We start from the raw sequence: 24,073 nt of genomic DNA, 5'->3' as shown, positions 1-24,073 counted from the left end.
GTGGATGAGCGAGAGGAAGAATGACGATTTCGTAAGCTACGAGCTCCAGGAGTTCAAGCTCTTTGAGCCCCTGTTCAAGTGGGCCAGGAAGAAGAGCCTCTGGATAGTGGCGTTCTGTACCGGATGCGGCGGTATCGAGATGCCGCCGCTGGCCACCGCCAGATACGACTTCGAGCGCTTCGGAATAATGCCGAATCCCGCACCGAGGATGGGTGACCTCTTCCTCATCACGGGCTACGTCACCCCCAAGACCCTCAAGAGGATAATCATAACCTACGAGATGATGCAGGATCCCAAGTACGTCATGATACACGGCTCATGCCCGATAAACGGCGGCGTTTACTGGGACTCCTACAACGTGGTCAAGCAGTTCGACAAGTACCTGCCGGTTGACGTTGCCATAGCCGGCTGCATGCCGAGGGCTGAAGCAGTCATGGACGGAATAATGGAGATAATGCGCAAGATAGAGGACGGAACCGCCGACGGCTGGAAGCGCTATAGGGAGAACTACGAGTACTACCGGAAGAATCAGGACGAGCTGTTTGGAGAAGGATGGCGCGAGAAGGACGCCAGGAGGTGGCTGGCATGGATATGAACGGGAAGCCCAAGGTCGAGGAGAAAGTTGAGGAGCAGAAGCCCCAGGAGGTTCCGGAAGTGGAGACTCCAAAGCTCCCCGACACCAGGGAGGGAAAGCTCGTCGCGGAGGTGCTCGAGAAGGCACCCTACGCCGAGGGCAACGTCAGACGCGAGAGACGCGTTGAGTTCAAAGTTCCCGCGGACAGAATAAAGGAGTTCCTTGAGCTCGCGAGTGAGAAGTTCGAGATGCTCATCCAGATAAGCGTCGTCGACTGGCTCAAGGAGGGTGAGTTCGAGCTCGTCTACCAGCTCTGGAGCGTAAGCGAAACCACTCACGCCTTCGTGAGGACGAGGATACCCAGAGAAAACGCGAAGATGCCGACCGTCATGGACATCTGGCCGGTTGCAGAGACCTACGAGAGGGAGGCCCACGAGTTCTTCGGTATAATATTCGAGGGCAACCCGAGGCTCGGTCCGTTCATCCTCGAGCCGAGGGAGCACGAGAAGCACCCGCTCAGGAAGGACTTCAACATGATAGGCTACGTCAAGATGATCTACGGCGAGGATTTCGACAGATACGACGAGAGCAAGACCAACTACGTGATATGAGGTGATGATCATGGCGAATTTGGAAGTCCCGAAGGAGCTTAAGAAAGAGGCAAAGGCACACGACATGTACCTTCACCCAATTGACAAGGATACCTACGAGCTGTTCTTCGGTCCGCAGCACATGGCGACAGAGAACTTCAGCATAATCCTCAAGATGGACGGCAACAGGGTGGAGAAGGCCATCGTCAACCCGGGTTTCCTCCACAGGGGATTCGAGAAGCTCGCAGAGCAGAGGCCCTACTTCACCAACATCGCCTTGCTCCTTCGTATTTGTGTTCCAGAGAGCGATGTGCCGGAGAACATCTACTCCATGGCCGTTGATGAGATAGTCGGCTGGGAGGTTCCCGAGAGGGCCCAGTGGATAAGGACGGTAGTCCTCGAGATGGCCAGGATGAGTGCGTGGATGTTCTGGATAATGGGCTTTGGAAACGAGATAGGCCTCTACACCGCCGGCCAGTGGGCAGCTGCCTACCGTGAGAGGTTCATGCGCCTCTTTGAGGAGCTGACCGGAGGAAGGGTTTACCACATCTACACCGTGCCAGGAGGAGTCAGGAGAGACATACCCGGCGACAAGTGGCTCCGCCAGCTCAGGGACACCGTCGAGTACATCAAAGGCAAGCTCAAGGACTTCGATGAGATACTCTTCGACAACTACATCACCTTCGAGAGGACTGAAGGCGTCGGTGTGATGGACAGAAAGTTCGCCCTGAAGCACGCAGTGACCGGTCCGAACCTCCGCGCTACCGGAGTTCCCTACGACGTCAGGAAGGACGACCCGTATCTGTTCTACCCCGAGCTCGAGTTCGAGGTTCCGGTGCTTAAGGAGGGCGACAGCCTGGCCAGGGTACTCGTGAGGAGGTACGAGATGGAGCAGGACCTCTACATCCTCGAGCAGCTCCTCGACATGGGGCCACCGAGCGGACCGTACATGGTGAAGGACGCCAGGCTCAAGGCCCTGCCGAGGTTCAAGCCGCCGAAGGGAGACGCTTACGCGCACGTGGAGAGCACTAAGGGCGACTTCGGTGCCTACGTCGTCAGCGATGGAACCCACAAGCCCTACCGCGTCCACGTTCGCGGACCGAGCCAGAGTCACGGTGTTACCGTGCTTGAGGAGTTGCTCAAGGGGGCCCGCCTTGCGGACGTGCCGGTCATCCTGAAGACCCTTGACAACTGCCCGCCGGACATAGACAGGTGATGAAGATGGAGAGCGTTGAGAAGCCAAAGGTTAGGGTCGTCGGCGAGGAGAAGGTCAAGCTCAAGAAGTCATTCGTCAAGCCATGGATGGGCATCAAGTACCTCTTCAAGAAGCCGGTCACGATAAAGATACCCTTCGAGAAGATAGAGCCGGCACCGAAGTACAGGGGATTCCACACGCTGAACTGGAAGACCTGCGTCGGCTGTAACTTCTGCGGCCAGATATGCCCCGCCAGAGCCATAGAGATGACCTGGATAGAAGTGGACGGCAAGATGGAGAAGAGGCCGCACCCGAAGGTGGACTACGGCCGCTGTACATTCTGCCAGTTCTGTGTGGACGTCTGCCCGACCGGTGCCCTCGACTTCACCGAGAACTACTACCTCACCACCGGCGGTCTTGAGGAGGACCTGGAGCTCTACGACTGGGTACCCATAGACCCGAAGAAGGTCAAGGAGCTCAACGAGAAGTTCAGGGACTACCGCTTCCCCGTTGAGAGGATAGAGAAGAAGGAGGACGGTACGCACATCTACCACCTCCGCGACGGCTCAACCATAGAGTTCAAGATACTCGGCTACGGTCTGAGGCCACCCAAGAAGCCGACGCCGGCCAAGCCACCTGCGAAGCCTGCCAAGGCTCCGGAGAAGAAAGAGGCCGCCAAACCTGCCGAAAAGAAGGAAGAGAAGCCTGCTGAGAAAGCCCCAGAGAAGACCGAAGAAAAGGCCCAGGCAAAGCCCGACGAGAAGAAGGAGTGACCCTTTCTCTTTTCCCTTCCAATCGTAAACTTTTTTAGGAAGCAAGGTTTTATACAACCCGGTGATGCATGTGGGGGTTGACGTTAAGAGCGAGAGAACCCTCGGCCTTGTAGGGTCCATCCTGGGACTCGTGGGCGGATTTACTGGAGTTATCCCGTACGTCGGAGCACTGAGTGGGTCGTTATCTCTCGTCGGAGCCATACTCATACTAGTGGCGCTCAAGGGGATAGGAGACAAGCTCGGCGATGAAAGACCCTTCAGATACTACCTCTACTCAATAGTGGTGGCCTTCGTTGGTGTCATTCTAGCCCTAATTCTCGTAGTCATCGGCGTTCTGTCGATGGCGAACGCCTCAATCGCATGGGGTGAACCACTCAGGCACCCAATGGGGTACTTCGGCGCGGGAATGCTGATTTTCGGTTTCCTGGCGTTCGTGGCCGTGCTGATAATCGGAGTATACTTCGCGAAGCAGGCGTGGGAAGCGATGTATGAGATAACGGGCGTTGACGCATTCCAGAGCACTGCAAAGTGGCTCTGGTGGGGTGCGCTGACCGCCATAATCCTCGTCGGATTTATACTGCTCCTTGTGGCCTCGATATACCAGATAATAGGCTTCGCGAACCTGCCGGAGGAACTTGAAACAACCCCAATGAACACGGCGTCGTAAGCCCATCTTCTCACTCTTTTAGGTAACGTTTTTAAGCTTGAGGTTGATTTTCATACGGTGGTTTCAATGGCCGTTGCTAACCTCAGCAGCGAAAAGAACATGGGAATGTGGGGTGCAATCCTCAGCCTCATCGGCGGTTTTATACCGTACATCGGCAGTGTGGTCTCGCTGATCGGCTTCATCCTGATACTGCTGGCGCTGAAGGGAATAAGCGATGCCGTAGGCGACGAAAGACCCTTTAAGAACTACCTCTACGGTGTCATCTTTGCCGTAGGTGGTCTAATTGTTATCGTCGCTCTACTACTCGGGACTTTTGCCCTCGTCCCGGCGGGATGGCACCTCAGCGAATCGGCAGGGATAGGACTGGCGATATTTCTCTTCATACTGTTTGTGGCCCTGATAATAGGCGCTGCCTACTTCCAGAAGAGGGCCTGGCTCGCGATGTACGAGATAACCGGCACCAGGGAGTTCAAAGACGCCGCCACGTGGGTGTGGTGGGGCGCACTGACTGCCGTAATCATCGTTGGATTACTGCTGCTCCTGATCGCGCGCGTCTTCGTCATAATAGGGTTCAACAAGATGCCGGCGGAGCTTGGGGAAGAGCCCGCGCCAGCCCCGGCAGAAGAAGAGGTAATCTGGTGATTCCTTTCTTTTGCATTTTACCCCATAAAAAGAAGGGCTCAGAGGAGCCTGTCGAGCACTATGGCCGTGAGAGCTCCGACCGCCATCCCCGACTCCAGAATGCTGGCGATTATCTTCGGAAAGGCCGCCAGGAACTCCGCCGGAAGCTGGGGTGCGCCGAGGCCTGCTATCAGCGCGGCGGCCAGTATCAGCGTGTTCCTGTCGTTGAACTCGACCCTCTCCTTTATCAGCCTAAGCCCGGTGACGCTTATCATTCCGTACAGGGCTAAGGTCAGGCCGCCGAGAACCGGCGCGGGCATTGATGCCAGAATTCCCCCAAACTTCGGGAGCAGCGAGAGCAGTATGAGGATAACCGCCCCCACCTGCACCACGTATCTGCTGCCGACCTTGGTCAGCGCGACAACGCCTATGTTCTCGGAGTAGCTCGTCGTTCCGCACGCGCCGAGGAGACCGGCTATTGAACAGGCTAAGCCTTCACTCCCAATGCCCCTCGCTATCCGCCTCTCGTTTATCTCGGACTCAGTTACGGCCGCTATCGCGTGGTAGTCCCCGACGCTCTCTATGATGCTCACCATGAAGGCAAAGAGAAGCAGGACTATCGCCGTTGTGTCGAAGGCCGGCTCGCCCCACGGGAAGGGCCTTGGGATGCTCACAACCGGCAGGCTTTTTACCAGTCCAAAGTCCGTGAGGCCGAGGGGAACGCTCACAAGGTAGCCAACTGCAGCACCCACAACGACAGGCATCGCCTTCAGGCTTCCCTTCGCCCGCAGGGCAACGAAAACCGTCGTGAGGAAAGTTATGACCGCGACCAGGGTTGCCCTGGCGATGGTCCCCCCGGACGGGTCTGCGTAGAAGTTGAAGACGTTCTTAACCGCGACGTCGGCCAGGCTGAAGCCTATCAGCGTTATCGTGACGCCCGTAACCAGCGGGGTGAAGAGCTTCCTGACCTTACCGATTATCCCGAGCCATCCGATGGCGGCCTCTATCAGGCCCCCAACTATGAGGGCACCCTGCACAGCCGCCATTCCGAGGCTTGAGCCAATCGCTATGAGGCCCGGGATGAAGGCGAAGCTTGAGCCCTGCACTATCGGGTAGCGGGAACCTATCGTCGTCTGGAGCAGCGTTGCGATGCCCATCGCCAGCAGAACTGCCTGTATCATGAGGGCAATCTCGGAGCCGCTCAGACCAACGGCACCGCCGACGACAAGCGGCACGGTGACGGTGGCACCGAACATCGCGAGAACATGCTGAAGGCCAAAAACCAAAGCCTTTGAAGGTTCAACCTTATCCTCGATTCCAACCTTCAGTACCGGTCCTTTCATCGTCTCAAGGGTTTCCATTAAAGCCCGCTCAATCTGTGTAAAGGTTTGTTTAAAAAGCTTTCGGAAGTGAGAGAAATAGACAGAAAAATGTCAATCACCAGCCCTGAACCTTCGTCAGAACCTCGTCGGGAACCCTGCCCTCCTCCACGTCAGATATCGCCTGCTCCAGCCTGTTGAGGCCCTCCTCGAGGAGCTCCTCCTCTATCGTGAGGGGCGGCTGAATCCTCAGCACGTTGCCCTGAAGGAACGCAAGGACTAGGCCGAGCTCGTAGGCGCGCCAGACGACCTTTCTGGCCTCCTCGTAGGCCCTCTCCTTTGTCTCTCTATCCTTCACGAGGTCAACGCCGAGCATCAGGCCGAGGCCGCGAACGTCGCCGATGAGCTGGTGCTCCTCTTTCATCTTCTCGAGCCTCTTTCTGGTGTATTTCCCGAGCTTCTCCGCCCTCCTGAGCAGGTCCTTCTCCTCTATCTCCTCGATAACCGCCAGGGCCGCCCTGCTCGTCACGGGATTGCCGCTGAGGGTGAAGGTGTGTCCAAGCGACGGGAGGGAGTCCATAACCTCGGAGCGCCCTATTATGGCGCTTATTGGAAGACCGCCGCCCAAGGGCTTCGCGAGCGTAATCACGTCCGGTTCAACGCCGAAGTGCTCTATCGCGAACCATTTGCCCGTCCTTCCCATGCCGCTCTGAACCTCGTCCACTATGAGGAGAATCCCGTGTTCGTCGAGGATTTTCTTCACCTTTTTGAAGTAGCCCTCCGGCGGAACGACCATTCCAGCATCGCCCTGTATCGGCTCGGCGAAGAGAGCGGCAGTTCCCTCCGCGTAAACCTCCCCTTCGAACTTCTCCTTAATGTAGGAAACGCACTCCATTTTGCAGGTCTTTGGATCCTTCCCGAAGGGACAGCGGTAGCAGTTGGGGTACGGAATGTAGTGAACACCACTCAGCTCGCCCACTATTGAGCGAACCTCGAAGTCAAGGCCTGTTATGCTCATCGCACCGTAGGTTGCACCGTAATAGCTCCTCAGGTAGCTCAGGATGGTCCTCCTCTTGGTGTAGGCCCTCGCGAGCTTTATTGCCCCGTCGTTGGCGTCGCTCCCGCTCATGCCGAAGCTTACCTTCGGGCTTTCAATCGGCGCTATTTCGGCGAGCTTCTCGGCCAGGAGGAGCGGCTCAACGGGGAAGCCGTAGATGAAGGTGAAGTGTATCAGCCTCTCCGCCTGCTCGCTTATGGCATTGACAACCCTGGGATTGTTGTGCCCAACGTTCTGCACCGCCGCATCACTCAGGAAGTCTATGTACTCCCTGCCCTCTATGTCCCAGACGCGAGCGTTCTGGGCTTTAACACCCACTATCGGAGCATAGGTAACGCGCGCCGACCTCGGAAAAACCCGTGAATAGCGCTCCAGAACCTCCTCCTTATTCCGGGGGTAGTTCATGCTCTCACCGTAATGCTATACGCGTTTGGAATTAATAGCAATTTCGCCTTAATTTTGCTAATTTCGCAGAAAAAGTTAAAAGAACAGCAAAATATCGACAAAAATTGAGGTGAGAAAATGAGGACTAATGAGCACCTTGACGAACTGGACAGGATGATACTCCACATCCTCCAGGAGGACGGGCGGGCCAGCTACTCCGAGATAGCCAGACGGCTGAAAGTGCCAGAATCGACGGTGAGGCTCAGGGTGAGGAAGCTCATCGAGAGGGGAGTTATAAGAAAGTTCTCAGCACTCATAAATCCGTTCAAGGCAGGCTACTCAATCGTTGCTTTCATAGCCGTTGACGTGGAGCCAAGCAGGGTGAAGAAGGCCGCGGAGGAGCTGAGCAAACTTCCGGAGGTGGACGTTCTGGGCATAGCGACCGGGGCACACGATATACTCATGCAAGTGACCGTTAAGGACCTTCAGGAGCTGGAGAGCTTCCTTATTGAGAAGCTCGGAAGAATAGAGGGAATAAGGAGCACGGAAACGTCTATCCTGACGAGCGTGAGGAAGTGGGGCTACGCGAGGGTGTTTTAGGTCACCCTCTCAAGTCCCGCTTTTTTGACAATGTAGGTGTCCTCGTGCTTTATTGCCCCCTCAGGAATCATGAGGGGCGGGTGTATTATCGTAAGAACCATATTCTCCTGAACCTTTGCGGCTCTCTGGGGAACGACTATGGTGGTTATTGGCGGCTCCTCTATGAGCAGACCAACGCCGTGAGTGTAACCAGCCAGATACGCATCGGCGAATCCCTTCTCCTTGAAGAAGTTCGCGAGCTTCTTCTCGACAGCGCTCAGCGGGACTCCAACCCTGGTTTCTTCAAGGGCTATCCTGTATGCCTCTTCCTTGACCTCGATGGCTCTCCTTACCCTTTCGCTCGGCTCGCCGACCACAAAGGTTCTCGCCATGTTGGCGTAATAGTGATTCCAGTCGGTACCTATGACGACGGTAACGACCCCGTTCTCCGGAACCCTCAGGTCGCGGAACGGTTCAGCATGGGCTCTGGGCGTTGTTGAAACGTAGACCTTGGGATCCTCGCTTCCGTTGAGCATGAGCTCTCTCAGGATTTCCGCCGCTATCTCAAGCTCACTCAGTCCGGGCTTTATGACCTCCCCGGCGACCTTCATACCCTTAACGGCTATCTTCCCTGCCTTTCTGATGTTGTCCAGCTCCCACTCGTCCTTTATCATCCTAAGGCCCATTGTGAGGTCAAGAACGTCAACTATCTCTATGGTGGGGTTGAGGCGCTCGAATATCTTGAGGAATATCAGGTAGGCGTCGCGCTCTATCCCGAATTCAAGGCCAACACGCTCCATTCCGTTGCGGTGTATCCAGCCCACAACGCCTGCCATAAGGTCCTCCACCTTCTGGAACTCTACGACGTTTTCGATCCAGCTTTTCTTTTTAAAAAGCTCCGCTTCACCTTTGACGACGTAAACCACTGGCTCACCTTCGGCGGGAATTAGGAGGCTCGGCCTGAGCCACTTGGTTCCTGTGAAGTATATGAAGCTGGAAAGGGTTCTGATAACCGCTCCATCTATCTCGTTCTCCCTGAGGAGTTCCTGAAAGCGCTCCACCCGTCTTTTGAAAATCTCGGGATTTCCGCGCATTTACATCACCTTGATAACGAGGAATGCCATGTCGAGGCTTCCCTCGTTGGAGACCGCGTGCGGCACCTCCTTCGGGAGATATACGGCGGTTCCCTTCTTAACCTCTGCCCTTTCGTCGCCGACCTCCACGATGCCCCGGCCCTTGAGGACGTAGAGGAAAGCATCAACCGGCGTTGTGTGTCTCTTCAGGCTCTCCCCGGGCTTCAGAGTTATGTAGAATATCTGAGCGCTCTTCTCGTCCATCAGCTTTCTCACGTCCACCCTGTGAGGATTATCAACCCTCTCAGCCTCTTCAACCCTAACAACCTTCATCTCAGTCCCTCCAGTCAAGGAGTCTCTTCTCGCCTTCAATCTTCCTGTAGGGCTCGATGTCCATGGTCATTTCGAGGGTTCCCAGATAGTTGCCCTCCTTGTCAAAGAGGGGCACGTATTTTATGTAAACGTACTTCGGCCCGAGCCTAAGCCAGAAGGTCGCCTCCTTCTTCCTGCCCTCCTTGAAGGCCTTGAGTATCTTGTTGACGATGTGAACGCTCTTCGGCGGGTGGCAGAGCTGAACTGGCCTCCCGAGCACGGAGGGAGTTCTTGTGAATATCCTCTCGCCCGGCGAGAAGAAGCGAACGCGGTCGTCCTTGTCGATGAAAGTCACATCAACCGGCAAAGCCTCAAATATCGCTTTCAGCTCTTCCAGGCTAACAAAGCCCGTTCCAAGGTCGATGTCGCCCTCGCGCTTCAGCTGGCTTTTGTCAAACTCCAGAGGGCGGCCTTTCAGGGCCTGCTGAACTTCCTTTGGAAGGTTCAAAAGTTCCTCAACGCTCAGTTCAGGGTTGATTTCCCATGGATGGAGCGGTTTAACGTCCTCGCCGGGATCCCAGGCGGGTGGGTTGACCTTGTAGTAGCCAATCTCATCCTCCTGCATCCTTATTGCCTTCCACTCGCCATCCGTGAGCAGCGCCCTGAGGGTTGGATAGTAGATGTTGTTCTCCCTGAAGACCATGTCACTCAGCGCGAATGAGGCCTCTCCGGCTTTCTCCTTAAAGCGCTCGACGAACTCTTCCCAGGACATCTCGTCCCTTTTCCTCAGGAGTTCGGCAAGCCTCTTTATCATGAACCTGATTTCGTCGTGCTTCGTCCAGAGAACCGTCGCTATTGCCGTAAGCCCCCTCCGCTCGATGTACGGGAAGGTGAGCATCTCCTCCCGGTTGTAGTGGGTGAAGCCGACCTTTCTGAGGTTGCTCACTATCTCCTCCAGGACACCGAGAATTTCCTCCCTCATGCGTTCGTCCTTGGTGGTTGCCAAAGTCCTCGCGTAGAGGTTGAGCATCTCGGCGTCCTTCATTACCTCCTTGTTTTCGAGGTAGAGGGTCTTGAGAGGGTGACCGTCCGGAAGGTCTTTTTCTTCCAGCTCATCCGTTCCTTTGACTGCCTCTCGGAAGAGCTCGACGTGCAGATCACACATCTTGGCTATGTCCTTGGCGGAGATGCCTTCCTTTACCAGCTCTTGCTCTATGATCGGAATCTCAAGGGGCGAAATACCGCTCAAAACCTGACGGAACTCATCTTTGAGTTTATTTACGTCTTCCCCTTCGTGAATTCTAAGGAGGAGCTTCTTCAGCTGCTCCTTCTTGTATTCGCGATTGTTCAGCAACTCAGTCATCTTTATCACCTTCATGACGAGTGTCATACTGGGTACTTTTAAGCGTTTCTGGGCAAATTTGCCCAACAATCTTTATATGTCGCATGTCATAGAAGGGAGCGGTGATGAAAAATGATGCTTGACGTTCGCGGTTTAAACCCACCCCAGCCGGCGGTTATGATCGTAGAGGCCCTTGGAAAGCTTCAGGTGGGGGAGACTCTTGAAGTTATAGGAGACAAGCCCTTCGTTGACATGCTGGGGAGACTTGAGGAGGCAGGTTATCGGGTTGAACTGAAAGAAGTTGGCGGGGCATTCGTGCTCAGGATAATGAAAACCGAGGACTCCAGGGAGCTTACGATGGAAGTCAAGGAGTGTGACGATAAGCTGGACAAAATAACGGAGGAAACCAATGTTGGCAAGCTCCTAAAGGCCTATCCCGAATCTCTGAAGATACTCCTGAAGTACGGCTTTTCGCCCCTTGAGAACCCCGAGATGAGGAAGACCCTCGCAAGGACGATTACTCTGAAGCAGGCAAAGGAGCTCATAGGTATGAGCGACGAGAAGTTCAAAGAGATGATGGAGGAGCTTAAGGCCCTGGAAACGGGCTGAAAGAGGGTAGATAGCCCAGTTCAAACCATTTCTGTTTTATTTTGCAGCAATCTTACCCCATGACGGATTGTTTTTTGAGTTCCCTTTCCGCATCTTTGATGGCATCACTCAAGGCTCTTAAGAGGACATCCTTTGGGACTTTAACCGGCATTAAGACCATCTTCCGGGTTTTCCATTTAAGAGTGGTGTGAATCAGGTTTTTGGATTTGCTCCGGGTTTCTCTCGAATTCTTCTGTTTAATAGCTCCCAGGCCTTCTCAACGCCATTTATTAGGCTTGCGTATTCGCTAATCCCGTATTCTTCGAACAGCGGAATGTAGCTGTTGAGCTCTCCAAGTGCCGTTTTTACTATCTCTGCCACGTATCCTGCGAATATGTCGGTTTCCAACTCCGCAACTTGCCTGTAAGGGGTGCTGATGAGATACAGAGTGTCCCCTACTCTGAGGGCAAACATTGGTAGTGTAGGATCATAGCTCCCAAGAACCGAGTAGAAAACTGGAGTTTGAGTTAAAATTTCAGTTTTTTTCTCCAGAATATTCTTAAGAACTTCAACATCTTCCTTCAGCCACTCTGGAATGTCATGTGTGTTCTTAAGCATCACTCCGTTGAAATCAATCTCTCCAGGTATGTCACTCAAGACGGCATAAAAGGCGAGTGCAATGAGATCCAAAAGAAACACCTCAAAGTCAACTGTTGCTTGGAATATTTCGTTTCCCCTGTAAAACATCCACACCTCATACTCTTCCAGGCATTTGGTGATAATCGTCTCGTGACTGTCACCATTGTTAATTCCACGCTTTATTATCTCCCCACACAGTTCTTCAAATCGTTTATAACCAGCACAAAATTCAAAGCGAATTTCGAAGCTCATCTGTCACCCCCCATGATTGTCAGTTCAGGCGCTTAAAAAATAAAAACTAAGTGCGGTTCATTTATCCACTGGAAACGCTGTAACAATACGATACCTGCCGTCCTTCCATTGAATAACAAGTCTTAACTTGTTTTTTAGCCCCATTCCAGGGTAATGCTTCTCCAACGCGAGTTTTCTGTATTTTTTACTAGATCCGGGACAATATGGCCTTCCGCTTTCTATAGTCTCTTCAAGCATCTGGAGGAGCTGTTTGGCTGTTATCTGCTCGAATTTTGGTATCTGCCACCATACACTTACAGCCCCCATGACAATCATCTTTCCAACCCGTGACTTCACCGGTTATATGTTACGACTGAACTTTTTGAATACCCTGAGAACCTCAATGTAAGCAGATAACGGCTCTTTCCACGGCCCTGGGGGGAGTAGCCCGGCAAGTTCCGCGAGGGCCTTTAAAGTCGCCTCACCCATCTCGAAGAAAGCCTCTGACAGGGAGTCGGCGTCGCACTCTATCAGAACTCTCTTCAGGTTAAGCGTTCCGTCTTCCCCGCGAAGTAGGCTCCTGAACACACAAGCGCCTTTTCTCCCCTAAGCTTAAACACCACCGGGTTCAGGCCCTTTCCAAACGTGGCATCGAGAACAGGTTCTCCAATGCCTGGACACTCTAATAGGTATTCCCGTCTCAGCTCCTCAATAGGAACCTCTTTTAACCGTGGATTCGGGATCCTCTTGATTTCGGAGGGATAAACCCACTTCCGCAGAAAGCCCACAAACCAGTCCTTTGTAACTATCTCTCTGTTAAACTTCTCAAGGGCTCCCCTGAGATAGATGCTCACAATGAACGAATCCTGAGGAACAAGAAAGAACCTTAATGGCTCCATAGAATCGTCTGAGATGACTTCGTGCCCCATGATTTCTAGTGAATATCCCTCCGAAGGTAAAAGAAAGAGCCTTGAAAGAGCATGAAGGCGCATAGGCGCTCTGTTCAGGACCAAAAAATCCTTAACGTATTCCCCAGTTTCCAGCTTTTTCCTCTAGGTATTCAACATCAAAGTACCAGGTTATCAAGCCACTCCCCTAAAGGTGTCTTTCCTACCAGTTAAGTCCAAGCATCTCAATTGACCTGTCAATGTGCCTTATTGTGGCATTGGCCAGGGATGAACGAGTATCAATACGATCGATTAGGACATTTATTGAGTCCTTCCCTGCAATGAGAATGTCCAAAGCAAACCTCGTGAACTCTCTTTCCCCCATCTTGTAGATCCTGCCATTGTCGAAAATCCAAATCAGAGAGTTTCCACTCCTCAAAAGTACCACATGAAGGGTGGGATCAAAGGCCCCAAAGTCCATATCCACGTAGAGCTTGGCCTTCGCTCGCGTTCTCACCCACTCCGGGAGCTCTCCAACGGGCTTTAGAATGCCCTCTGGAACCATTCTACCGTCTCCGGCGGGCGTTTTAACCCCCGGCCCTCCGACGAGCTTCTCAAGTTCCTCCTCCCTTCCGAGCGCGTAGAGTGCTCCAGCAATAAAGTTTCCAAGAAAGCGGGGGAAGCTTACGGTGGTGGAGATGACGTTAACCTCCTTGGGAACCCCAGTTAGGAGTGAGGGGTTCTCAATCCAGTGGGCTCTAACGGGCAGGTAATATTTAAGGACATCATCGAAGTCAAAGAGCACCTCCGTCCACTCCAAAAGCTCGTCCGCACCCTTGTAAGTAGCTCCGGGAAGATACCAGTACCAGTAAAACCCAGGGTTAGCACTGTTCAAGGTCATGCTTCTCACCATGTGCTGAGCGCATACCTTGCTACCACCTTCACCCATTGTATTTTTGGATATAAAGCCCGCAGGGGAGTGAACGTTTTTAGGGCTTCTTCCACCTCATGTACTCCCCTTATGAGGTCTTCCCTAATGCCCTCTACGTACTCTTCAACCCCCACCCGGACGGTTACTCCGTTGTCCGGGGACTCAATTTCAAGGATTTTGCTATGTTTGCGGTACAGGACGAACTTTATGGGGTCAAAGGTGCCGAAGAAGAGTTTAAGGGGCCCTTCAGGAAAAAACACCTCTTCTATGGACATGTTTCTGGTGACAGGGTTGTTCCTGAGGGGGTTTACCTCCACCGGGAGACTCATGAGTTCGATTATTGAATCCTTTCCTCCCCCTGCGTAAACAATCGAGAGTGCCACGTCCTCAAAAAAGTCAATTAAGTTCCCACAGGCGGGTGCTATCAGCTCTCTGCCATTCACCGCCAACCCGTACTTAACGCCGTATTCAAATGCCCTTGAGATGATGCCTTTGAGGAGCTCGTTGAAGTCCTCTTCGTCGTCTTCTTCAACGGATTCAGTGTATGTTTCCACGGTGTCTGAGAGCGACGAAACGACCGCTCCCTTCGGGTAGTCTTTAGTTGGGAGTGTATACCACAGGTGAACTCTTGTCATGCTCACACCTCCGGTGGGCAAATAATGAGCCACTCTACTGAAAGGCCTCCTTGAGCTCCCCTGTGAGCATGGAGACGGCATCCTCCTTCCTTATGGGGCCGAAAAGCTCCCCATCCCATTCCTGCAACTCTCTTATTATCTCCACAACAGCATTCGCCACTAAAGTCTCCGCTTCTTCTTTCTTTACCTCGATGACGAAGCCCGTTTTAGCGTTCACAAAAACAAGCTCACTATCATTCTTGAATACAAACACTGTTCCCGGCCACTCGCTTCCAAACCAGAGCAAGAGGTAATCGGAAACCTTCTTATCACCGAATAGCAACATTGCCCTTTCAACGATGTCATTATACGGCGTCATGTTAATCTCACACCCGACTTCCATGCCCTTAGCGAACTTCAGGAGGTTTATCAGGTCCCCGGCAAAGGCTACCGGTTCAACGAGCCCGCTGAATATTTCCCTCCCATAGCTTACAACGGCATAGACTATCGGGAACTCCTCTTTCCTGCATTTAACTTCCCCAAGCCACTCAACCTTAATTTCAAACTTTTCCTCAGCAGGAAGCAGACCCTTCCTCCCCGCCATTTCCTCCACAATCTCAAGCTCCCTCATTAATTCCTCATCCGGAAACTTCGCAAGGAAGGAACGGACAAAGTCCAGAGCGGAGCGGATGAAGTCTACACGAAGAACCTCTATAGCCTCCACGTCTTTTCTGTCCTCCCGATATATTTCAAGCCTGAGGAGGTCGCCTCTGATTTTAAAATAGACGTGGGATATGGGCTCATAAGTGCCAAATCTTAGGACAATATTATTGTCCGCGCAGTACCTGCCTGGAAATAACAAAACATCACATCGTCCGCTCCGGAGGTGTAGTTCCTTAACGCCCTCGCAGGAGTTGGTGGCGAACGCGATGGCGTCAATAACGTCTCTAACTGCGTCTTTGGTAAAGCAATCGCCCAATGGTATGGTCTCGTCTCCGTGTTTGATAGCGATGGTCAGGGTATCCGCGGGCACCTCACCCCGGAGCGCTTCCTCCCAGCCAAAGAAAAAGATGGAAAAGGGCACGAGCTCACCTCCCGGGCAACTTTACCCTTTCGAGTTCTTTTTCTGCATCTTTGATGGCCTCATCAATGGCCCTTATGAGGACATCCTTTGGGACTTTGACGGCCATGCCGGAATACAGGACGAATGCCAGCAAAAATTCACCCTTTCCAGAGTCTGCCGCGTAGAGAACTTCAAAGGGGTCGTAGGTTGAAAGGGTAAAGCGAACGAAGGGGGGAGCCGCTCCTGCTGAGAGCTTTTTAAGGCCCGCCAGTTCGCGGAGAAGGCCCCTATCCTCCGGCTTTTTTGCCCCCTTGGAAGACAGCCTCTTGATTTCGCCATCAACGTTCCGCTTTACCCGCCACCTTTCGCCGGGCAGTTTGCCGTCCGCCACGAAAGCCTTGAGAAGTTTAAGCTCCTCAACGTATCCCTCGAGATTAACGAACGCTTCCAGTACGTACGTGCTCCCGTAAACTTGAACTTCGTACTCGTCCATGATGTCCTCAGGTTCACCGAGCATCTCAAGCACTTCAGGTGAAGGCGGCTTTAGCTTGAACCTGAGCCACTCCATCCGCACCGGTTTATTGTGGAGAACCGCTTCCAGGTTCTGGATGGAAGTCCGGATTGTCTCGACGAGTTTTTTGCGGGTGACCTGTACCTCCCTGCCACCCTGCAGAGTCAGGCAAACCCATCCACCCTCGGCCCTTATCTCCATGTCCCAGAGCTTTTTCGGGGGAACATCATTTGATTGGAGTGCCTTTAGGGGGCTCATGAATTCATCCAGCGCCACCGGATCTTCACTGATAAACACCGGCCCGTCTCCGAGCACCAGCACGGGGAAGCCCCTGTTCCCATCCTGGGGGAAGAAAGAGAAGGTAATCACGCCTCACACCTCAAGCATTCGACGTAGTTCCCTCTTCTATCTGAGGTATTCGTTCCTTAAGCTGTCCGTAACTTCAGTATCAAGCATTCTACGGTCTTAACCCCCGAGCACGTCCTTATACCTGCTCTTCCGCACGAGCTCTTTAACCCTCTCCAGCCCCGTCAGGTAAGCCCTATCTTTAGTCCCTCTCAGGTACTCCTCGAGAAATTCCAGGGCGGCTTTCACGTACTCCCTGACTTCAACCCTCTCCCTGCCAACCAACCGGTCGTTCTCGAAGGCCTCAATGAGCAGGTAATCGCCCTCCTTCCTGAACACCACGGGAGAAATCGGCTCGTAAGTGCCGAAACCCACCTCGAGCTTCCCACCCCTGCAGTTCCTCCTTATCACCCACCCCTCGTCCTCCTCGAACTTTTCAAGCACGTACAGAATTTCATCGCACGATGCAACCGCGAAGGTTACTGTAGCGAGGATTGCCGACAGCGCCTGCACAATGTAGCAGGCGGCCCACACAATTCTCTTCCCGTTGACTTCTATAATAATCCATGCCCCATACCCCTCGGATTCCTCTAACTCTTCGAGAGTGGAATCAACCGAGAACTTAACCGGCATTAAGACCATCTCCCGGGTTTTCCCTTTAAAAAATTAAGGAGCCTCTTATAGTCATCAATCATTTCCCGGTACTCTCCAATCCCGTTCCCATCAAATACGTGGGTACAGGACTCCAGTTCTACGATGGCCTCTTCTATGACGTTCATTGCGACCTTCACGAACTCGCTGGTTGGCACCCTGCAGACCTTTCTGTAGTCCACACTCACGAAATAGAGATGACCGCCCTTCCTGAACCCGTAGACAATCAATCTCGGGTCGTAGCTTCCAAGGAAGGACCTTAAAAATGGGCCGGAGGTCAGTTCGTTAAACTCCTCTCCCAATAGGTTCCCCAAGGTTCTAACTTCCTCATCAAGCCAGTTCGGGAGTTCGTCCATACTGTTAAAGCCCCACCCGCATGACTTCACGTCTTCCGGGACTTCGCCTGTTACGGCGTAGAACGCAAATCGGAGAAGCTCATAGAGAAATTCGTTGAGGTAGACGGTCGCATTGAACACTTCCTCTCCCCGGCAACGGATGAGAACATCGTACTCGCTGAGAACCGTATCTATTATCGATTCGTGTGAATACCCGTGTTTCATCCCTTCCGTCACTATCCTCCCCGCCCTCTTTTCCAAGGGGTCAAAAGGTCCCTCAAGTTTAAACGTGATTTTGAAGTCTACCATTTGTATCATCCTCGTGTTATGCGGCTAAAAAAATTAAAAGTGGTCTCTATCCTCAGTCCCAATCCACCGGATGTGCTGTCACTATCCTATATAAACCATTGGATATTTTCCTTATGACAACTCTCAGCCGGTTCTTGGCCCCCATCCCGGGATAATACTTTTCAAGGACTACTTCCTTCGGTGGATTGCTTCTGTAACAGTTTACCCTACCGGTCTTAATCGTCTCTTCAAGCATCTGGAGGAGCTGTTTGGCTGTTATCTGCTCGAATTTTGATTTACCATCATACACTCCCCTTTTAATGTGCCTTTCAATTATGTGTGTCGCCCCTTCATCATCAATGATGACGTCTCCTTCCGGGAAGTAGCTGCCGCAGGCATACCTTCCCCTGAACTTTACATTAAAGTTCTTGTACTGCTTGTCGAAATCCTCCACAAGCTTCTTCGCGTCGTTAGCGTCCCATCCGTTGAGGTATGCTTGACCCAAGAGTTGCCCGAACTCCTTTGGAGTGAAGAGGTCACTAACATCATCTAGCTCACTCGTTGTAACGCTGACGATCAGCTTTGACCCGTCATAAACTCTGACACCCTCAAGCTTGGGCAGAGGAATCTTCCATAAGGTCTTCACTTGATACCTAACACGTGGGTGCTTTAAGTCGTCTTTTGTGACCTTTATGAAGCCCTCGGCAAACTCTGAAAGCTGTTTCAAACTAATGGCCCTCAATATTGGGTCCGCAATTTTGCCCAGGTACTTCTCAATGGTGTCCTGATGATCCTTGACAACATTATAAAGCCCAACTGTGAATATAGCCCCCACTGAAACCAGGAACTTTAGAAGGAGGGCATCTCCTGCCGCGAACTCAATGGCAAGGAGTCCCACCTGCACAAACTGCGGCTGAACCTCATCTCCGGGCCTTCTCTCAGGACTGAACTCTGATGGAATCTTCACGGTACTGTTTACCGTCCCGTTAACGAAGCCCGCAGTCGCGCTGGCGCTACTGAAGGTCATTCCAAGGAAGAGTACAACCAGGGCAAAGGCGAGAACCCTCTTCCAACCCATGCAGTCACCTCCAATGCTACTCATGCTGGATAATAAATCCAAACCTCAAAAAATTTACTATTTAAAATATTAACACGGCGGTGGCAATTAAAATTAGATTACTGCTCCGCAGGAAGTTCAGATTACAACCAACAAAATAGGACAACTAAGGAACCACCAGAAGCCAGAAATCCTAAACTCCCAACACCAACAAATCAAAAGAAAAAAGAAAAGTCGGCTTAATCCAGCTCCTCAGCGAGGGGCGAACCCTCTTCTACCTTTGTTCCCTTGCTCAGCATGTCCCTGAGGTCAGTCTCCGGGTCACCGGTGAGCCTGAGGTCAAACTGTCTCCTCAGGATTTCAAAGACCCCTGGAGTCAGGAACTCTGGCGGCTTTGGTCCGATGTAGATGCCCTTGATTCCCAGGTAGAGGAGCGAGTAGAGTATTGCTATTGCCTTCTGCTCCATCCAGCTCAGGACTATGCTCACCGGCAGGGAGTTCACATCCGTCCCGAGCTCGTTTGCAAGTGCTATTGCAATCTCGATTATTGAGTAAACGTTGTTGCACTGGCCGAAGTCGAGGAATCTTGGAATGCCCTCGATAGTTCCATAGTCCCTCGCGTTGTAGCGGAACTTGCCGCATGCCGCTGAGAGTATCAGCGCATCCTTTGGAATCAGCTCGGTGAGCCTCTCGTAGTAGCCCATGCCCTTGTGCGGCGTATCACAGCCGCCCACGACGAAGATGTGCCTTATCTTGCCCTCCTGGATGAGTTCAATGAGCTTATCCTTCATAGCCAAAACGTTGGTGTGGTGGAAGCCGGTGAGGAGCTTTCCGCCGTCGTAAGCCTTCATCCTAGGGGTCTCAAGTGCGCGCTTTATGAGCGGCTCGAAGTTGTAGTCCTCGATGTGGGGAACCCCTTCAAGGCCCGCTATTCCGACGGTGAAGATTCTATCTTGATACGCCTTCGTCGGCTGCTGGACACAGTTGCTTGTGCCCAGAATAACGCCCGGGAACTCCGCGAATTCCTTCTTCTGGTAGAGCCACGAGCCTCCCCAGTTGCCGTAGAGGGCTTTGAACTTCCTCAGCTCGGGGTATGCATGTGCTGGGAACATCTCCGCGTGGGTATAAACTTTAAGCTCATCCTCAAGGCCCATCTCCTCAATCTGCCTGAGGAGCTCGTACAGGGCCTTGTAGCTGTGGCCGGTGACGAGTATGCCGTGCCCCTCAGCCGTTCCGGTCGGGACTTCAACCGGCTCCGGCCTTCCGAAGGTCTCGACGTAGGCTTTATCAAGGAGCTTCATAGCCTCAAGGTGAACCCTTCCGTTCTCAAGGATGAGCTCAAGGAAGCGGTTCTTGTCAAAGTTGACGTTGGTGAGGGTTGAATACAGCGCCTCAGCCAAAAAGTGGCCTATCCTCGGGTCGTCGTAGCCGACCTCAAGGGCATGGTAGTAGTAGGCGGAGGTTCCCTTTATACCGTACAGCAGGGCCTCCTGGAGCGAGTTGAGGTCCGGATCCTTACCGCAGACTCCCCTTATCGTACATCCTCCCGCCAGGCTCATCGAGCACTGGTTGCAGAGCATGTCCAACTTCTCAGGTACCTTTATCATCTTCAATCCCTCCTTTTATGACGAGTGTCATATCCTTCGATTATAGATGAAGTGACCTTCATAAAAATCTTGCGGTTTCTTAACCTAAAGCGGCTATATGACTTATGTCATATAAACTCAGATGGGGGGCTTGACAGAAACCCTTAAATATTCCGCCCGTCATAAAAACCCACCATGAAGACTAATGCGTTTGAAGTGGCCTCGCGCTACGTGTATCCCTCACTCAGGCGGAGGCTTGTGGAGATACTCTACGAAAACGGCCTGAAGCAGACCGCGATAGCTGAGCTTCTCCACATAACCCAGTCTGCCGTTTCCCGCTATCTTCGGATGGACAGGGGCGCGTTGATGGACGTCTCCCAGTTCCCAGACATCGACAACGAGCTTCGTTCACTTGCCGACGAGATCATTAGGACAAGACCCAGTGAGTATAGAATACATCGAAGACTCGTGGAAATCTCGGTCGAGATGCTTGGAAAGGGCTACGTCTGCCAGTTCCACTCAAAAATCGACCCCGAGGTAAATCCCGCGGAATGCAGCGTATGCCTTGAACTTTTCGGCTGAGCTAAGGCTTCTAGGGCGCTCTAAGGGAAGGTTTAATACCTTTCGATGCCTATTTTAGCCAGGTGATTTCTGTGAAAAGAGCACTCGTAACCCTCACCCCACCCGAGAGCAAACGGCTCATCGCAAAGGCAGTTGTGGCAATGCCCGAAGTCCAGCATGCCCTCAAGCACGGCTTCGTTTACATAGCCACCGGCACAACAGCCGCCTATGTGGCCGAGGAAATACTCGGGGAGAAGATAGAGAAGGAGAAGTGGACTGTCGGCGTTATAAGCAAAGGACGGACGTGTGTCACACCCAAACAGACGTGGCCGAAGCACCTCGTCCTCTACAAGGGCGAGCCCTTCGACGATCCGCTTGAGGCCCTCAAGAGGATGGGGCCAAAGGACGTCTTCATAAAGGGCGCCAACGCGATAGACATCAACTGGAACGTGGCAGTTTTTGCAGCGGCTCCCGACGGGGGGACGATAGGAAAAACCTTTGGCTGGACTATAACCAAGGGAGTCTTCACGATAACCCCGGTAAGCCTCGAGAAGTTTGTGCCGACGCCGGTCGAGGAGAGCGCCAAGCTCACCGGCATCTACTCCTTCGACTGGGGGACCGGGCTTTACTCGGCCCTCGTGCCGATACCGCATTCGCATCCCGTCACCGAGGTCGAGGCGTACAGAATACTCGCGGGAGTCGAGGCAATTCCGATAGCGGCAGGCGGTGCCGGGGGAGCTGAAGGAAGCGTCACCCTCGTCCTTGAGGGCGATGATGAAGCCATGGAAAAGGCGAAGGAAGTAACGAAGGCCGTTAAGGGCGAGCCTTACCTCGAGCCCTACACCGAGGACTGCTCGATATGTCCGTTCGCGAACATCTGCGGCCTTGGAAGCGGCGCTTTCTGAGGGGATGCCCATGAAGAGGCTTTTGGCTTTTCTTCTTTTGACTCTCCTAATAACGCCTTTTGTTCTTGCGGACGATGACGGGGAAGAAAATGAGTACGAGGCTGGTTATACCTCCCTCGCGGTTGCAGGGGTCGCAATGATAACGGCAGGAGTTGCCTACTATACCCTCACCAAGAGGAAGCTCATCATAACCCACCAGAGGTCAAGCGGTTGGGGCTTCGAGATAAAGATGGAGCATCCTTATATGACGGTGATCGGCCCAATGTCCCCAATGACCATCCACCATTTCTTCACGATAACTGGAACCCTGCTGGTCTTCCTCCACTTCTTCTCGTGCGGCAACTACACCGGTCTGGCAGGTACAACAGGGCTAGCGATGGCAGTCATTCTCATCCTCCTGAACGTGATGGGCTTCATCGGAAGGAGCATAAATCATGGCATAATCTCTGCGGCAAAGGCCAACGACATGGAAAAAGCAAGGAAGTACGTGAGCAGGTATGAAAAATGGAAGAAACTGCACATCCTGCTGGCGATTATATTCGCCGTACTCCTGGCGGCACATCTGAACGCCGTAGATTGAAGCTTTTTTCAAAAATTTCTTTTTAAATCCCCTTCCTTCTCTTTTCTAACGGGGGTGAGAGAATGGACGAGCTTGAGATGATAAGGAGAAAAAAGATGCTCGAACTCATGAAGAGGGCCGGCATGATAGAGGTCAAGCCAAAGAGAAAGGTGGTCATTGAGGTCATAACGTCGCCCGGCTGCCCCTACTGCCCGATAGCCTGGGCAATGGCTCAGGAGCTTGAGAGAAAGTACGAGGGGGTTATAGCGAAGGAACTCAGCGTGGCAACCCCCGAAGGCCAGAGGAAAGCCATGGAGCACAACATAATGGGGACCCCCACGATACTCATAGACAACAGGGTGGAGTTCATAGGAGTTCCGAACTTCGCTGAATTCGAGAGAAGGGTGAAGGAAAAGCTTGGCCTAAAGTGAAGCCCCTGTGAGAACCCATACCCCAATAGCTATCAGCAGCAGTCCAGCTATGACCGAGAGCTCCCGACTGTGCCGCACCATCGCCTGAGAGAAGCGCTTGCTTTCGGTGACACTCCCCATGGCGAGCAGTATGACGACCAAGGGAAGCACAAACACCAAGTTGTAGAGGGCCAGCAGGAGAAAAGCCAAAGCCTTCCCGGCCTTCGAGATTATTATCGCGTAGACGAGGTAGCTTCCAGCCGAGCACGGCAGCAAAGTTGTGGAGACTATAACCCCGAGCGTAAAAGCCCCAATTGCAGTTGCGTCGCTGCTGAATATTTTCCTCCTGATTTTGCTTTTGTCTCCGACGCGGGATTTTTCCATCAGACCTGTGGCTATGGTGTAAGCACCGAATAATATTGCCGCAACTCCAGCGATCCAGAGGGGCAGGTAGCCAGCGAAGTACAGCAGTCCGACGCCAAGGAGGTAGTATGATATGTAAACAGCGGCTATGAATGCGGCCCCTATGAAATACAGCCTCTTCTTCGATATCTCCCTGACCGAGAGTGCTATGAGGAGCATGGTGTATATGACGAAGGTGCACGGGTTTATCGAGTCGCTCATGGCCAGGGCGAAGAACTTTGGTATAAAGTCCACCATGCCCAGCGCCCACAGCGCGAGGGAGCTGACCCCGAAGGATGCCAGAAGGATTATCGCCAGTCCCTTTATCTCACTTCTCATGGTAGAAAGTTATCATAGCTCTTTTTGTGGGTTTCGGAAACAAAAAGTTGAGAACGAAAGGATTCAGCCGGAGGTGGAGTTTGAATTCCACGATGGCATCCTGTGCTCGACAAAAAGCTCATAGAGCTCGTTAATGACTTCCTCGGAGTTGTCTTTGTCGCGTGGCAGGAGGTACACTTTACCCCCCACGGCCAGAATGACCCCGTTATTCTCCATCCCCGTGTAGATTATCTTCGGGACGGCGGTAACGTTGAACTCCCCCTCAAGCACGGCGTAGAGCGTCCCGTTGTAGGTTATGGCTATAGCCGGAACACCCTGGATTCCCGTTAGCTGGTATATTCTCTGGAACAGATTTGCGTTTTCCTCGTTGTTCACGAGCTCATAGTAGGTCAGGCTGTCGTTTCCGTAGGCCTTTGGTATCTCCTCCCGCATTTTGTGACAGTGCGGGCAGGTCTGCATTCCGTACATGTAGAAGTGAATTTCATCCAGGTATATCTTCGTCCCGTTTACCGTGACGTAGCCATGGTCACTGGGGGAGGTTTGGGTCGGCGCGGTACCGTTCGAATCTGTGATGCATCCCGCCCCAAAGCCGATGAGAATCATGAGCAAGAGCACTACACCAAACTTTTTCATCAAATCACCCATTCTCGGTTATCCTCAGAGGTTATAAAACCTTGCTCCCATT

General features: G+C 52.8%; 30 protein-coding genes. 12 read left to right on the top strand and 18 right to left on the bottom strand.

All coding sequences use genetic code 11. The annotated features are described in order from the left end of the window. The first annotated feature begins 4 nt into the window (after positions 1 to 4). From FH039_RS05645 to FH039_RS05620, 6 genes are all read left to right on the top strand, one after another. Positions 5 to 595 (top strand): NuoB/complex I 20 kDa subunit family protein, encoded by a 591-nt coding sequence (locus FH039_RS05645; protein ID WP_139680531.1) that lies wholly within the window; start codon positions 5 to 7, stop codon positions 593 to 595. Next, positions 586 to 1,185: an NADH-quinone oxidoreductase subunit C gene (locus FH039_RS05640; RefSeq protein ID WP_139680530.1), complete on the top strand. Its 600-nt coding sequence runs from the start codon at positions 586 to 588 to the stop codon at positions 1,183 to 1,185. The genes FH039_RS05645 and FH039_RS05640 overlap by 10 nt, the downstream gene beginning before the upstream one ends. 10 nt (positions 1,186 to 1,195) lie before the next feature. Then, on the top strand, positions 1,196 to 2,380 hold the full coding sequence (locus FH039_RS05635; protein WP_139680529.1) for an NADH-quinone oxidoreductase subunit D: 1,185 nt from the start codon (positions 1,196 to 1,198) through the stop codon (positions 2,378 to 2,380). Between the two features lie 5 nt (positions 2,381 to 2,385). Continuing rightward, complete coding sequence (nuoI, locus tag FH039_RS05630; protein ID WP_139681679.1) at positions 2,386 to 3,132, top strand: NADH-quinone oxidoreductase subunit NuoI; 747 nt, start codon at positions 2,386 to 2,388, stop codon at positions 3,130 to 3,132. A gap of 64 nt (positions 3,133 to 3,196) precedes the next feature. Beyond that, complete coding sequence (locus FH039_RS05625) at positions 3,197 to 3,799, top strand: DUF996 domain-containing protein (protein WP_168188418.1); 603 nt, start codon at positions 3,197 to 3,199, stop codon at positions 3,797 to 3,799. A gap of 66 nt (positions 3,800 to 3,865) precedes the next feature. Beyond that, on the top strand, positions 3,866 to 4,441 hold the full coding sequence (locus FH039_RS05620; protein ID WP_139681677.1) for a DUF996 domain-containing protein: 576 nt from the start codon (positions 3,866 to 3,868) through the stop codon (positions 4,439 to 4,441). A 38-nt stretch (positions 4,442 to 4,479) separates the two neighbouring features. Here FH039_RS05620 and FH039_RS05615 read toward each other — a convergent pair whose 3' ends face one another. Together FH039_RS05615 and FH039_RS05610 are read right to left on the bottom strand one after the other, a co-directional pair. Next, entirely contained in the window at positions 4,480 to 5,781 is a 1,302-nt protein-coding gene (locus tag FH039_RS05615; protein WP_139680528.1) for a uracil-xanthine permease family protein, read from the bottom strand. 76 nt (positions 5,782 to 5,857) lie between these two features. Then, a complete protein-coding gene (locus FH039_RS05610) occupies positions 5,858 to 7,201 on the bottom strand; it encodes a leucine/methionine racemase (protein ID WP_139680527.1) in 1,344 nt (447 codons plus the stop codon). Between the two features lie 117 nt (positions 7,202 to 7,318). On the opposite strand from FH039_RS05610, the gene FH039_RS05605 reads away from it, so the two are divergent. After that, positions 7,319 to 7,780 carry an Lrp/AsnC family transcriptional regulator gene (locus FH039_RS05605; RefSeq protein ID WP_139680526.1) on the top strand — a complete coding sequence of 154 codons (462 nt, stop codon included), beginning with the start codon at positions 7,319 to 7,321 and terminating at the stop codon, positions 7,778 to 7,780. On the opposite strand, the gene FH039_RS05600 is transcribed toward FH039_RS05605, so the two are convergent. The 3 genes from FH039_RS05600 to FH039_RS05590 are packed head-to-tail and all read right to left on the bottom strand — an operon-like array spanning position 7,777 to position 10,507. Beyond that, entirely contained in the window at positions 7,777 to 8,853 is a 1,077-nt protein-coding gene (locus FH039_RS05600; RefSeq protein ID WP_139680525.1) for a M24 family metallopeptidase, read from the bottom strand. The two genes, FH039_RS05605 and FH039_RS05600, sit on opposite strands and share 4 nt — an antisense overlap. Beyond that, positions 8,854 to 9,165 (bottom strand): cupin domain-containing protein, encoded by a 312-nt coding sequence (locus tag FH039_RS05595; protein WP_139680524.1) that lies wholly within the window; start codon positions 9,163 to 9,165, stop codon positions 8,854 to 8,856. A 1-nt stretch (position 9,166) separates the two neighbouring features. Then, positions 9,167 to 10,507, bottom strand: a complete 1,341-nt coding sequence (locus FH039_RS05590) for a DUF438 domain-containing protein (protein WP_139681676.1) — start codon at positions 10,505 to 10,507, stop codon at positions 9,167 to 9,169. A 111-nt stretch (positions 10,508 to 10,618) separates the two neighbouring features. Between FH039_RS05590 and FH039_RS05585 the strand changes: the two genes are divergently transcribed. Then, on the top strand, positions 10,619 to 11,095 hold the full coding sequence (locus FH039_RS05585; RefSeq protein ID WP_139680523.1) for a DUF1858 domain-containing protein: 477 nt from the start codon (positions 10,619 to 10,621) through the stop codon (positions 11,093 to 11,095). A 192-nt stretch (positions 11,096 to 11,287) separates the two neighbouring features. On the opposite strand, the gene FH039_RS05580 is transcribed toward FH039_RS05585, so the two are convergent. From FH039_RS05580 to hcp, 11 genes are all read right to left on the bottom strand, one after another. After that, entirely contained in the window at positions 11,288 to 11,965 is a 678-nt protein-coding gene (locus FH039_RS05580; protein WP_139680522.1) for a hypothetical protein, read from the bottom strand. A 57-nt stretch (positions 11,966 to 12,022) separates the two neighbouring features. After that, on the bottom strand, positions 12,023 to 12,280 hold the full coding sequence (locus tag FH039_RS05575; protein WP_139680521.1) for a hypothetical protein: 258 nt from the start codon (positions 12,278 to 12,280) through the stop codon (positions 12,023 to 12,025). A 206-nt stretch (positions 12,281 to 12,486) separates the two neighbouring features. Continuing rightward, on the bottom strand, positions 12,487 to 12,873 hold the full coding sequence (locus tag FH039_RS12360; RefSeq protein WP_240703288.1) for a hypothetical protein: 387 nt from the start codon (positions 12,871 to 12,873) through the stop codon (positions 12,487 to 12,489). Positions 12,874 to 13,054: 181 nt separating this feature from the next. Then, positions 13,055 to 13,732 carry a hypothetical protein gene (locus FH039_RS05565; RefSeq protein WP_139680520.1) on the bottom strand — a complete coding sequence of 226 codons (678 nt, stop codon included), beginning with the start codon at positions 13,730 to 13,732 and terminating at the stop codon, positions 13,055 to 13,057. 5 nt (positions 13,733 to 13,737) lie between these two features. Beyond that, on the bottom strand, positions 13,738 to 14,397 hold the full coding sequence (locus tag FH039_RS05560; protein ID WP_139680519.1) for a hypothetical protein: 660 nt from the start codon (positions 14,395 to 14,397) through the stop codon (positions 13,738 to 13,740). 34 nt (positions 14,398 to 14,431) lie between these two features. Next, positions 14,432 to 15,460 (bottom strand): hypothetical protein, encoded by a 1,029-nt coding sequence (locus FH039_RS05555; RefSeq protein ID WP_139680518.1) that lies wholly within the window; start codon positions 15,458 to 15,460, stop codon positions 14,432 to 14,434. Between the two features lie 4 nt (positions 15,461 to 15,464). Next, a complete protein-coding gene (locus FH039_RS05550; protein WP_139680517.1) occupies positions 15,465 to 16,319 on the bottom strand; it encodes a hypothetical protein in 855 nt (284 codons plus the stop codon). A gap of 96 nt (positions 16,320 to 16,415) precedes the next feature. Beyond that, positions 16,416 to 16,928, bottom strand: coding sequence for a hypothetical protein (locus FH039_RS05545; RefSeq protein WP_139680516.1), 513 nt, complete (start codon positions 16,926 to 16,928; stop codon positions 16,416 to 16,418). After that, a complete protein-coding gene (locus FH039_RS05540; protein ID WP_139680515.1) occupies positions 16,928 to 17,590 on the bottom strand; it encodes a hypothetical protein in 663 nt (220 codons plus the stop codon). The genes FH039_RS05545 and FH039_RS05540 overlap by 1 nt, the downstream gene beginning before the upstream one ends. 52 nt (positions 17,591 to 17,642) lie before the next feature. Continuing rightward, positions 17,643 to 18,647 (bottom strand): hypothetical protein, encoded by a 1,005-nt coding sequence (locus tag FH039_RS05535; protein WP_139680514.1) that lies wholly within the window; start codon positions 18,645 to 18,647, stop codon positions 17,643 to 17,645. Between the two features lie 218 nt (positions 18,648 to 18,865). Further along, complete coding sequence (hcp, locus tag FH039_RS05530; protein ID WP_139680513.1) at positions 18,866 to 20,233, bottom strand: hydroxylamine reductase; 1,368 nt, start codon at positions 20,231 to 20,233, stop codon at positions 18,866 to 18,868. A 174-nt stretch (positions 20,234 to 20,407) separates the two neighbouring features. Between hcp and FH039_RS05525 the strand changes: the two genes are divergently transcribed. The 4 genes from FH039_RS05525 (at position 20,408) to FH039_RS05510 (ending at position 22,668) form a co-directional block, all read left to right on the top strand. Beyond that, the gene (locus FH039_RS05525) at positions 20,408 to 20,794 is read left to right on the top strand and encodes a transcriptional regulator (protein ID WP_139680512.1); all 387 of its coding nucleotides are present in this window, start codon (positions 20,408 to 20,410) and stop codon (positions 20,792 to 20,794) included. Between the two features lie 71 nt (positions 20,795 to 20,865). Beyond that, positions 20,866 to 21,678 carry a hypothetical protein gene (locus FH039_RS05520; protein WP_139681675.1) on the top strand — a complete coding sequence of 271 codons (813 nt, stop codon included), beginning with the start codon at positions 20,866 to 20,868 and terminating at the stop codon, positions 21,676 to 21,678. 4 nt (positions 21,679 to 21,682) lie between these two features. Then, entirely contained in the window at positions 21,683 to 22,258 is a 576-nt protein-coding gene (locus FH039_RS05515) for a hypothetical protein (protein ID WP_139680511.1), read from the top strand. 62 nt (positions 22,259 to 22,320) lie between these two features. Further along, a complete protein-coding gene (locus FH039_RS05510; RefSeq protein ID WP_139680510.1) occupies positions 22,321 to 22,668 on the top strand; it encodes a thioredoxin family protein in 348 nt (115 codons plus the stop codon). Here the strand turns inward: FH039_RS05510 and FH039_RS05505 are convergent. Then, positions 22,660 to 23,388, bottom strand: coding sequence for a cytochrome c biogenesis protein CcdA (locus FH039_RS05505; protein WP_139680509.1), 729 nt, complete (start codon positions 23,386 to 23,388; stop codon positions 22,660 to 22,662). The two genes, FH039_RS05510 and FH039_RS05505, sit on opposite strands and share 9 nt — an antisense overlap. Positions 23,389 to 23,451: 63 nt before the next feature. Next, positions 23,452 to 24,021: a glutaredoxin family protein gene (locus FH039_RS05500; protein ID WP_139680508.1), complete on the bottom strand. Its 570-nt coding sequence runs from the start codon at positions 24,019 to 24,021 to the stop codon at positions 23,452 to 23,454. Positions 24,022 to 24,073: the final 52 nt, after the last annotated feature.

This window comes from Thermococcus indicus (assembly GCF_006274605.1).
Classification (GTDB): Archaea; Methanobacteriota_B; Thermococci; order Thermococcales; family Thermococcaceae; genus Thermococcus; species Thermococcus indicus.
This window is presented reverse-complemented; position numbering and strand designations above follow the sequence as displayed.